Origin of the sequence: Opitutus terrae PB90-1 (genome assembly GCF_000019965.1) — a bacterium.
Taxonomy (GTDB): domain Bacteria; phylum Verrucomicrobiota; class Verrucomicrobiia; order Opitutales; family Opitutaceae; genus Opitutus; species Opitutus terrae.
Genome location: NC_010571.1, coordinates 5475133 through 5485032 on the forward strand (window position 1 = coordinate 5475133; position 9900 = coordinate 5485032).

A 9900-nucleotide genomic window follows, 5' to 3' on the forward strand; every position below is an offset into this window, starting at 1 on the left:
ACGAACGGGCGCGGGCTGCAATGGCAAGCCGGTTGGCGGCTAGGCGCATTCACGGAGCGCAAATCAGCTTTGGGCACGTGGCACGGGCATCCTGCCCGTGGCGTGGCATGAGCGTCTCGCCCATGGTTGCGGCGCGAAGCGCCGTCCACGGGCAGGATGCCCGTGCCACCTCCGTGCTACATCCGCAGCGTGCCGGCGGCTTTCTCTTCGAGGAACGAAGCATACGTCCGGGCCACGCCTTCGCGCAGATCGATGTGAGCCTGCCAACCCAGCTTCGCCAGCCGCGAGCCATCCATCAGCTTGCGCGGCGTACCGTCGGGCTTGGATTTGTCCCAAACGATCTCGCCGGTGAAGCCCACCACCGCGGCGACGGTTTCGGTGAGCTCCTTGATGGTGACGTCTGTGCCGCTGCCGACGTTGATCCAATCCGGAGGGTTCTCGAGTCGAAGCAGGAACGCGCACGCGTCCGCCAGATCGTCGACGTGGAGGAATTCGCGACGTGGCGCACCGGTGCCCCACGCGATCACCTCGGGACGCCCGGCTTCCTTCGCCTCGTGAAACTTCCGAATCAGCGCGGGCAGCACGTGCGAGTTTTGCAGGTGGTAGTTATCGCCTGGGCCGTAAAGGTTCGTCGGCATCGCCGAGTGGAACAGCACGCCATGCTGTTTGCGGTAATATTGGCAGAGCTTTAGGCCGGCGATCTTCGCGATCGCATAAGCTTCGTTGGTCGGCTCGAGCGCGCTCGTCAGCAGGCTGTCCTCCGGAATGGGCTGCGGCGCAAGTTTCGGGTAAATGCACGAGCTGCCCAGAAACAAGAGCCGGCTCACGCCGTGCCGATACGCGGAGTGCACCGCGTTGGCGGCCACCATCAGGTTGTCGTAGATGAAGTCGGCGGGATAGGTGTTGTTGGCGTGAATGCCGCCCACCTTCGCCGCCGCGATGATCGCGACGTCGGGGCGCTCCGTGGCGTAGAACTGGTCCACCGCCGCCTGATCCGTGAGCTCAAGCTGCGCGCGGGTGCGATGGATCAACTCGATGCCGGGTTCGCGCGCAAACCGGCGCGTGAGCGCGGATCCGACCATGCCTTGATGTCCGGCGATATAAAGCTTCATGCGGCAAGGCCCACGAAACACACGAACAACCCGGAAGGGGCAAACGCTTTCCCGCCCATCAGGCGCAGGATCGCGAATTCTCCCCACCGGCGCGGTGATCGCGGGGCATGCGACGCGGCGAACGCGCAGCGTAGGGGTGCCTCTTTCGTGTCCGTTGGCGTCATGCGCGGGCCGCGGATTGGATTCGATTCACAATTTCGGCAGGTCGTTGATCTGTCGTTCGCGTTTCGCCAACTCGAGGTCGGACTCGACCATGATCTTCACCAGGTCCTTGAACCGCACCTTGGGTTCCCAGCCGAGCTGTCGGCGCGCTTTGGCCGGGTCGCCGATCAGCAGATCGACTTCCGAGGGGCGCTCGTAGCGGTCGTCGTATTTCACGTAGCGTTGCCAGTCGAGGTCGAGCAAGCCGAACGCCGTTTCGCAGAACTGGCGCACCGAATGCGTCTCGTTGGTGGCGACCACGTAATCGTCGGGTCGGTCCTGCTGCAGCATCAGCCACATCATCTCGACGTATTCCTTCGCGTAGCCCCAATCGCGCTGCGCGTCGAGGTTGCCGAGGTAAAGCGCGTCCTGCAGCCCGAGTTTGATCCGCGTGGCGGCGCGGGTGATCTTGCGCGTGACGAAGGTCTCGCCGCGGCGCGGCGACTCGTGATTGAACAGGATCCCGTTGCTCGCGTGCAGCGCGTAGCTTTCCCGATAGTTCACCGTCAGCCAATAGGCGTAGACTTTCGCGCAGCCGTAGGGCGAGCGCGGCCAGAACGGAGTGGTCTCGGTCTGCGGCACCTGCTGGACCTTGCCGAACATCTCCGACGACGACGCCTGATAGTAGCGGACCTTTTTCACCAGCCCCGCCTCGCGGATCGCCTCGAGAATCCGCTGCGCGCCGAGCCCGTCGACGTCGCCGGTGTATTCTGGAATGTCGAACGACACGCGCACGTGCGACTGCGCGCCGAGATTGTAAATCTCGTCCGGCTGCAGTTCGTAGAGCAGCTTCACCATCTGCACCGAGTCGGCGAGATCGCCATAATGCAGGAACAGCTTTACCCCGTTCACATGCGGATCGCGGTAAAGATGGTCGATGCGGCTGGTGTTGAAGGTCGAGGCGCGGCGGATGATGCCGTGCACTTCGTACCCCTTGGCAAGGAGCAGCTCGGCCAGATAGGACCCGTCCTGGCCGGTGATGCCCGTGATCAGTGCTTTCTTCATGAAAATGGGAGCGACCGTATGATTTGGCTCGGGCTCAGCAAGTTCCACGTCGGTCAAAAAAGCGCCGCCGGCGCGGCTGAACGCTCAGGGTTTCCCTGAACTCGCGCCGGCGGCTTGTGAAGCTCGAAATGCACGTCACCACGCCGCGGCGACATCGCCGTGGCCCGCAGGGGCACACGCCACGAGTCCGGAATCGCGTAACCCGGTCGCAGGGGCTTCTCGGGTTGTAGGGCCGGCGTTCACCGCCGGCCGCGGCTGCCGGCGAGCGGCAGCCCTACAAGCGGGCGAATTCAGGATGACGCGAAAAGCCGACCGTGGAACGCGGGCTTGTGCGGTTGCTTCGCCGCCGGATTCGGCTGCATTCGCTGCATGCCGTTCGCCTCCTTCAATCCGGCCACCGGGCAGCGGATCGCCCGGCGCCCGTCGCACTCGCGCGCCCAAGCGTTCGCCATCGTCGCGCGGGCTGAACGCGCCGCCCAGCCATGGCGCAGCACCGCGCTCGCCGAGCGAGCGCGAACCTTGCGGGCCGTCGGCCGCGAACTGCGCCGTCGGCGCGACGACTTGGCCGCGCTGCTCACCGCGGAGGTGGGCAAGCCGATCAGACAGTCCCGCGCGGAAATCGAGAAATGTGCCGCGGGTTGCGAGTACTTCGCCGCGCACGCCGCGCGCGCTTTGCGACCGCAGCACCCCATCGGCGCGCCGCGGCACGCCCGGGTGGTGTTCGAGCCGCTCGGCATCGTGCTGGGAATCATGCCGTGGAACTTTCCCTTCTGGCAGACGTTTCGGGCCGCCGCGCCCGCGTTGATGGCCGGCAACGTGCTGTTGTTCAAACCAGCGCCTAGCACAGCCGGCTGCGCGCTGGCGATCGAGGCGGTGTTCGACGCCGTCGCACCGAAGGGATTGCTTCGAACGTTACTGGTCGAGACCGATGCCGTCGCTACGCTCATCGCGGACGCTCGCGTGCGTGGGGTGACGCTGACGGGCAGCACGCGCGCGGGGCGTGCCGTGGCTGCACTCGCCGGCGGGGCGATGAAGCCGGGGGTATTCGAGCTGGGCGGAAGCGATGCCTACCTCGTGCTGGACGATGCTGATCTTGATCACGCCGCCGCCGTCTGCGCGCAAGCGCGGCTGGTGAACTCTGGCCAAAGCTGCATTGCCGCCAAGCGGTTCATCGTGCTCGCCGCTGTGCGCGGCGAATTCGAACGACGGTTCGTGGCCCACATGACTGCGGCGAAAGTGGGCGATCCCACCGATCCGGCGACCGACGTGGGCCCGCTCGCGCGCGCCGATCTCTGCGATCAGCTGCACCGGCAGGTCAAACGCAGCGTGCAACGCGGCGCCCGGGTTTTGCTCGGCGGCGCTCCAGCGCCAGGCGCCGGGTTCTACTACGAACCCACGGTCTTGTCCCGCGTGCGTCCCGGCATGCCCGCGTTTGACGAGGAGTTGTTCGGTCCGGTCGCCGCAGTCATCTCTGCGCGCGATGAAACGGAAGCGATCGCGCTCGCCAACCGCTCGATCTACGGACTCGGCGCCGCGGTGTTCACGCGGGATCGGCGTCGCGCCCGGCGAATCGCAGAGCAGCTCGAGGCCGGGTTTATCGTGACGAACGATTTCGTGCGCTCCGACCCCACCCTGCCCTTCGGCGGCGTGAAACAAAGCGGCTACGGTCGCGAGCTGGGCGACTGGGGCGTCACGTCGTTCGTAAACGTGAAGACAGTCATCGGCTGACTCCCTTGGTCATCCGGGCCGTAGCGACCGCCGGAAACACGGATCCCGGCGGCCACTCGAGCCAGGGTGGCACGCCGGGATCAACTACCCTCCTCTACTACTACCAGAAAAAGTAACGCTCGGTGTCGGCGAGGAAGTCGCGGCTCGGCGGATCGATCAGCACCCGCCACACCGCCGCGTAGTCCGACCAGGGCCCGCGTAATTCCGTGTCATAGGCCACGCGCGCCACGAATCGACGGCCGGTCGTCTTCCGCTGCAGCCGGGCCTGGAACAACGCATGCCCCTCGGCCGACGAGAAGAACAGGGCGCGTCGCTCGAAGAGGTCGGATGGAGCCGCCTCGGCGGTGACGCCGCGCGAGAGCCGGTGCAGTCCGAGCACATACTCGTGTCGCGCGAGTTCCATGACCGCGCGCTCACACGCACCGAAAAAGTCCGTCGCGGCGCCGTGCCCGTAGGCAAAGGTGTCCGGCCGCACCTCGCGGAACGCGAGCACGGTCACGCCGTAGCCGATCGGGCTCGGCAGCACCAACGCGCTGATACCCGGCCATTCCGTCGGACGCACCTCGCCATCGAGCAATCCCTCCCACCACGCCAGCACGCTTGCGCGCTCGACCGCCTCCAGCATGGCGCGTTTCCGGGCTTGCGACGGAAACATGCCGGGAAACGCCGCCATGCCGTTGGAGGATTCATCGAGATCGAAGCCATACAGCTCGCGGTCGTCGGCCCGCACCTTCACATGGAAGGCCCAGCGCTCCATCGCTTCCGAAATCGCCATGTAGCGGGCGACCATCGGCACGTCAGCCGCCCCGGTGCCATCGGCATCGCTGTAGAGCGCGAATTTCCGTCGTTCCGGGATGACGCCGTCGGCCAGCCAAGCGTTGGCCTGATACATCCGGCGACCATAGACGGGAAATTCGCGCACCGCGATCCGGGCGATGGGACCACCATCGGACTTCAGGACGTTCCGGTAGCGAAAAGCGGCAAGACTAAGCATGGAAAGAGAATCAACGAACCGTGCTTGAGGATACCGTCAGCGGACGGACGTTCAACACGCAGGGCACTGCGCACCCAACCCCAGGGCCGGCGCGGTGCATCTCCAGCGATTCGCTGGTAATGGTGAGTTGATGACTAAGCGGATCAAGGCGTTCCGCCGCCCGGGAGAGTCCTGCCGCGAGCAGGAAGCTGGAGATCAGACCCACGAAGACGCGTTTGTATGTGTTCATCGCGGACAAGGTGGGGTCCGCATTCAGCACGCGCCATGAGGGAAACTGCCTGTTTTTGCGGCAAGCGCTACGTATTTTTCTGTAGTGACCCGGTCGCAGTCTCCCGCCCATCATCCTCCGACCGTGCGTCCCGCCCCGAAACCCGTGCTGCTGCTCCACTGCGCGCTGCTGTATGCAGCTGCCCTGATCGGCGTCACGATCACGAGCAGCGCGGCAGAGGAGGGCCGGCCCATTCTTCGCTCATTCGGCACGCGGGAGGTAGGCAGCGGCTACACCCTGCATTGGAGCGCCACCGAAGACGAACGCGGCGTCATGTATTTTGGCTCCGACGTGGTGAGCACGTTCGATGGGGAACGATGGAAACACTACCCGGTTCCCGGCGGCACCGTGGTGCGATCGCTTGCGGTCGGCAGCGATGGCCGCGTGTGGGTCGCCGCATTGAACCAAATCGGTTATTTCGAGCGGCTGCCCAACGGGGATCTCGGCGCGTACCGGTCATTGTTGGCCCAGCTCCCGACCGCGAATCGGGAACTCGGCGACGTCTGGCACGTATTCGCCCATCCGGCCGGAGCGGTGTTCGTCACGTCCAATACCGTGCTGATCTGGGATGGCACTTCCTTCCACGTCAGCACCATGCCGGGTGAACGGCGGCTTCCTGCTTTTCAAGTAGGCCGTCGGATCTTCGTTTCGCATCGTTCCTCTGGAATCTGGGAGGTGGAAGGGCAGGCGCTCCGGCGAGGCGTTTCGCCGGAGGAATTGGGGAATACCACGGCACTCTGGCTCGAGCCCCGCAACAACGGCTGGTTCGTCGTGAGCCCCGCTGGACTGTTTGAACTTCACGCGGGAGTTCGGACCGAGGTGTCGGAGGAGCTTTCTGCTTTTGTGCGCCAAAACATCGTCACCAGCGTGTGCCGGCTTTCCACGGGAGAACTCTGCATCGCGACGTTAGGTGGCGTCGGCGTGCTAAGTGCGAATGATCAAACGACCTCGATTCTCACGTCAAAAGAAGGACTGCCGTCTTCGGCGGTACTTTCGCTTTTTGGCGCTCGGGACGGAGCTTTGTGGATTACATCCAGTCTGGGCATCACGCGTGCCACCATTGGCAGCGGCACGAGTATTTTCGATGAGGAGAACGGCCTGACCTCGCGGCCCTGCAACGGAATCGTGCAAACCGGTTCGCGCCTGTTTGTTTCGACGGACAACGGCGTGTTCAGCCTGCCATTGGGACTTGGGGCTGAAAACGCGTTTCAGTTGGAACCGGAAATGGCGGCACGCTTCGTCGATCTCGCCCCCGCCGAGCATGGGTTCTATGCCGCAGGATACCGCGGTGTCTATTGGATGGGAGACGGCGGACTCGTCGAATCCTTCCGCACCAAGGTCGAGCCGATCCTGCTCCAGCGATCACAACGGCTCAACGAATTCCTGCTCGCCGACAACCTCGATCTTTACCGCCTGACCGAGGAAACGCCAGGTCGCCTCCGAGCGCAAGCGGTCGGACGACTGCCGGATTTGCCGGTCGCGATCGTGGACGACGACGACCGAAAGTTCTGGGTGGGGACCGGCTCCCGTGGCGTGTTCGTGGTGGACGCGCAGGCTGAAACCACGCGGCTGTCACCGGTCGGCGGTGGTGACTCGACCAATCCCGGGCCGGTGCTGGTGGCACGGATCGGATCGGCTATCGCGGTCTGCGGCGACGGCGCGACTCGGCTTTATCCGCGCGGAAAATCCGTCCCTGTCCGCGTGGCCGCGATGCCGACGACGGCCGCGTTCGCCATGTCCAACGAGGGACCGCCCGGCCAGATCTGGATCGCTTTCGCCAGCCCGTTTCCCGACGGCACCACCTCGCCTCTCCTCGGCCGGCTGACCCTCGCCGGCGAAACCGCCCGCTGGCAACCCTTCAGCATTCCGGGGCTGGAGCGCGTGGGTACGATCAATCGGCTCTTCGTCGACCAGCGGGGCATTCTCTGGGTCGGCGGCACGGACGCGCTGCTGCGGATCGATCCGGCCCAGCTGAAACCCACCGCCCCGCCGCGGATCCCGCTGCTGCGCGGCAGCGTGCCGGAGTTCGCCGAGGTGCCGCCGGACCAGAATACGCTCACCGTGCAATTCAGCGCCGTCGAATACGGCCGGCGCGAAACACTGCGGTTTCAAACCCGGCTCTCCGGCAACGCAGACTGGTCGGCGCCGACGGATAACAGCCATCTGACGCTCGCCGGGCTGCGCGACGGCACCTACGAGTTTGCCGTTCGCGTCATCAACGACGCCGGCATGACCAGCCCCGCCGCCACCTGGCATTTCACCGTGCTGCCCCCGTGGTACCGGACGCGGCTGGCGTTCGCACTCTGGACCGTTCTGGCCATTGCGGGGTTCACCGGCGGGATCCACTGGCGCTCGGCGTATCTCCGCCACCAAAACCTCCGGCTCGAGGCGTTGGTGCGGAAAAAAACCGAGCAGCTCGAGCAGGCCAACAACGCCAAATCGGAATTTCTCGCGAACATGAGCCACGAGATCCGCAACCCGATCTCTGGCATCGTGGGGCTGTCGCTGGCCATCGAGGAGACGCCGCTGAGCGAGCGCCAGCGGCAGATCGCCGACTCGATCCGCAGTTGCGCCTCGCTGCTTGCCACGCTCGTCGACGACGTGCTCGATTTTTCCAAGATCGAGGCCGGCAAGATCGAGTTGCGGCTCGCGCCGTTCGAGCTGCGCGCCGCGTTGGAACAGTGCGCTGCGATGGTGGCCGAGGAGGCCCGCGCCACCCACACGCCGATCGAGATTTCCTTGCCGCCGGAGCTTCCCGCCAGCCTGATCGGCGACTCCGCCCGCGTGCAGCAGATCGTGCTGAATTTTCTCACCAACGCGGTGAAGTTCGGCCCCGGCAAACCCATTCAGATCGGCGCCACCGCGGTGCCAGGCGGACGCATCCGGCTGTTCGTCCGCGATCACGGGCCCGGCATGAGCGCGGCCGAGACAACCACGCTGTTCACCAAATTCACCCGACTCGATCGCGCGCGCTCCCAAAACATCCGCGGCTCCGGTCTCGGCCTCGCCGTGTGCCGACTGTTGGCCACGAAAATGGGCGGCAACGTCGGCGTCGAATCGCAGCTCGGCCAGGGTTCCTGCTTCTGGGCCGAGCTCCCTTTGCCGTCGTCCGCGCCGCCGCCCGAGTCGGTCGGCGTGGCCGCGCCGACCGCGTCGCCTTTGCACGCGTTAATCGTGGAGGACATCGACTACAACGCCGCCGCGATGCAGGCCGTGCTGCGCAAGATCGGCATCACCTCCGACGTTGCCTCCGACGGACTCTCCGCGCTGCGCAAACTCCAAAGCGATCGCTACGATGTCGCGTTCATGGACTGGAACCTGCCCGGCATGATCGGCACGGAAGTCGTCGCGCGCTACCGCGCCGTCGAGCCGCCCGACCGGCACACGATCATCATCGCGACCACGGCGTATTCCGGGACGTTCAACCAGGAGGCGTGCCTCAAGGCCGGCATGGACGCGTTCGTGTCGAAGCCGTTCACTCCCGAAAAAATCGCGGCGGCGCTGCACGATCTGCGCGGGCCACTCCGCGCCGCGGCTTCGGTCGAGGTGAGCCGCCGGCTCGACGCGCCGGCCCCGCCGCCGGAAATCGACCTCCAGCTGCTCAAGTTGCTCGGCGAGGACAGCGAAGGCGGCGTGCCCGCGCAGATCGACCGCTATCTCGCTGCCTTTACGGCCGAGCGGGATGCCACCGACGCCGCTGTTCGCCGCGGCGACGCGAAGGAAATCCATCGCGCCGCGCACCGGATGATCTCGCACGCGACAATGGTGAAATATGAACCGCTCGCGCAGCTCGCCTCCCAACTGCAGGCCTACGCCGCCACGGCGGAGCCCGACCGGTTAACCCGCCTGCTGGCCGAGTTCGACGCCGAGTTTGCGCGTTTCAGGAGTAAACTGGATTCGATCCGTGCTTCGCTGGCACCTGCGTGAACCCGTGCTCGATCGCGAACGCGATCAGCTTCGGCGTGCCCTTGAGTTTCAGCTTTTGCAGCAGATGACTGCGGTGCGTTTGCACGGTGCGAGGTGAAAGCTGCAGCCGCTCGCCGATTTCCTCGTCGCTCAAACCCTGTCCGATCAGCGAGAGGATCGCGCGCTCCCACTCGGACAAAACTTTGGTGAACGAACGCGGGTCGTTGCGTCGGGCGAGCTTGGCCCGCTGGAACGCCGCCGAGAAATAGACGCGCCCCTCCTCGATCGACTTGAGGGCGTCCTGCAGGGCCTCGACGGTGTTCGAGTTCTTGTCGAGAAACCCGTGCACACCGGATTTTTCCACGCGGAAAAGCGTATAGTCATCGCAATGCGAGGATACGACCAGGATGCGCGTCTCCGGCAGCACGCTCAGCACCCGGTCGACCACGTTGAACCCGTCCATATCCGGCAGCGAGAGATCGAGGATCACCGCATCGGGTTTCTCCCGGAGAATCACCTCGACGGCCTGCACGCCGGAATCGGTTTCCCCGACGATGGTGTGCCCAAACCGCCGGCTGCAGATCTGCCGGATCACGTCCCGAAACATCAGGTGATCTTCAACAATGACGATTCTCACAGTTGCGCATCAAACCGGTACCCGACTAGCAGCTCAAGCTCCGCGGGCG

General features: G+C 65.2%; 7 protein-coding genes. 2 read left to right on the forward strand and 5 right to left on the reverse strand.

Annotated elements, in window-relative coordinates; genetic code table 11:
• Positions 1 to 176 precede the first annotated feature (176 nt).
• Together OTER_RS21410 and gmd are read right to left on the reverse strand one after the other, a co-directional pair.
• Complete coding sequence (locus tag OTER_RS21410) at positions 177 to 1112, reverse strand: GDP-L-fucose synthase family protein (protein ID WP_012377043.1); 936 nt, start codon at positions 1110 to 1112, stop codon at positions 177 to 179.
• A 189-nt stretch (positions 1113 to 1301) separates the two neighbouring features.
• On the reverse strand, positions 1302 to 2318 hold the full coding sequence (gene gmd, locus OTER_RS21415; protein WP_012377044.1) for a GDP-mannose 4,6-dehydratase: 1017 nt from the start codon (positions 2316 to 2318) through the stop codon (positions 1302 to 1304).
• A 369-nt stretch (positions 2319 to 2687) separates the two neighbouring features.
• On the opposite strand from gmd, the gene OTER_RS21420 reads away from it, so the two are divergent.
• Positions 2688 to 4046: an NAD-dependent succinate-semialdehyde dehydrogenase gene (locus OTER_RS21420; RefSeq protein ID WP_012377045.1), complete on the forward strand. Its 1359-nt coding sequence runs from the start codon at positions 2688 to 2690 to the stop codon at positions 4044 to 4046.
• Between the two features lie 100 nt (positions 4047 to 4146).
• Here OTER_RS21420 and OTER_RS21425 read toward each other — a convergent pair whose 3' ends face one another.
• The gene (locus OTER_RS21425; RefSeq protein WP_012377046.1) at positions 4147 to 5040 is read right to left on the reverse strand and encodes a YcaO-like family protein; all 894 of its coding nucleotides are present in this window, start codon (positions 5038 to 5040) and stop codon (positions 4147 to 4149) included.
• A 10-nt stretch (positions 5041 to 5050) separates the two neighbouring features.
• Positions 5051 to 5269 carry a hypothetical protein gene (locus OTER_RS26765; RefSeq protein ID WP_148218207.1) on the reverse strand — a complete coding sequence of 73 codons (219 nt, stop codon included), beginning with the start codon at positions 5267 to 5269 and terminating at the stop codon, positions 5051 to 5053.
• 123 nt (positions 5270 to 5392) lie between these two features.
• Between OTER_RS26765 and OTER_RS21430 the strand changes: the two genes are divergently transcribed.
• The gene (locus tag OTER_RS21430; RefSeq protein WP_012377047.1) at positions 5393 to 9235 is read left to right on the forward strand and encodes an ATP-binding protein; all 3843 of its coding nucleotides are present in this window, start codon (positions 5393 to 5395) and stop codon (positions 9233 to 9235) included.
• Here OTER_RS21430 and OTER_RS21435 read toward each other — a convergent pair.
• Entirely contained in the window at positions 9189 to 9851 is a 663-nt protein-coding gene (locus OTER_RS21435; protein ID WP_083767810.1) for a response regulator transcription factor, read from the reverse strand. The two genes, OTER_RS21430 and OTER_RS21435, sit on opposite strands and share 47 nt — an antisense overlap.
• Positions 9852 to 9900 lie beyond the last annotated feature (49 nt).